The 1,085-nt window shown below is 65.1% G+C and carries 1 protein-coding gene; it reads left to right on the forward strand.

Annotated elements, in window-relative coordinates:
• On the forward strand, positions 1 to 1,085 hold a 1,085-nt coding region (locus AC5Y4C_RS20965; RefSeq protein ID WP_499965280.1), incomplete at both ends, for an AMP-binding protein.

Consider the following 1,085-nt stretch of genomic DNA (forward strand, 5'->3'; position numbering starts at 1 on the left):
ACTGGTGGAGCGGTTGCGGCGGGTGTTGGCGGCGATCACCGCTGATCCGGCGCGGCGGTTGTCGACGATCGATGTGCTCGATGAGCAGGAATATGCCCGGCTGGATGAGCTGGGTAACCGGGGGGTGCTGACGCGGCCGGCGCCGGCTGCGGCGACGATCACCGAGTTGTTCGCCGCTCAGGTCGCCCGTGTTCCGGAGGCGACCGCGGTCACGTGTGGCGGCCGGTCGTTGACGTATCGCGAGTTGGATGAGGCGTCGAATCGGTTGGCGCACATGCTCATTGGGTACGGCGCGGCCCCGGGCGAGTGCGTGGCACTGCTGTTGCCGCGGTCAGCTGAGGCGATCGTGTCGATTATGGCGGTGCTCAAGACCGGCGCGGCGTATCTGCCGATCGACCCCGCCCATCCGGATGCACGCATCGAATTCATGCTTACTGACGCCGCGCCAGTCGCTGCAGTCACGACAGCCGGTCTGCGGTCGCGGCTGAGCGGGTGCGATGCGGCGGTGGTTGATATCGACGACGGAAGCATTGCAAGTCAACCGAACACCCTGTTGTCCGTGCCAACGTTCGATGACATCGCTTATCGGATTTACACCTCCGGCACCACGGGTGCGCCGAAAGGCGTGGCCGTTGCGCACCGTAACGTCACGCAGTTGTTGCAGTCCGCGGATCGGCGTTTGGTGGCGCCGGGACAGGTGTGGACGCAGTGGCATTCATATGCGTTCGACTTCTCGGTGTGGGAAATTTTTGGTGCGTTGCTTAGTGGGTCGCGGCTTGTGGTGGTGCCCGAGGAGGTGGCCGGCTCGCCGGAAGAGTTCCGCGCCTTGCTGATTGGCGAACACGTCAGCGTCTTGAGTCAGACGCCGTCCGCGTTGGGAGTTCTTGCACTCGAGGGCTTGGAGTCGGTGCAAGGGTTGTTGGTCGGTGGTGAGGCGTGCCCCGTCGAGTTGGTGGATCGGTGGGCGCCTGGGCGGGTGATGATCAACGCTTACGGCCCGACGGAGACCACGGTGTGGGTGACGATGAGTGCGCCGCTTTCGCCGGGGTCTGGTGTGGTGCCGATCGGTGCGCCGCTCGCTGGGT

It is taken from the genome of Mycobacterium sp. NGS35, from assembly GCF_059812855.1.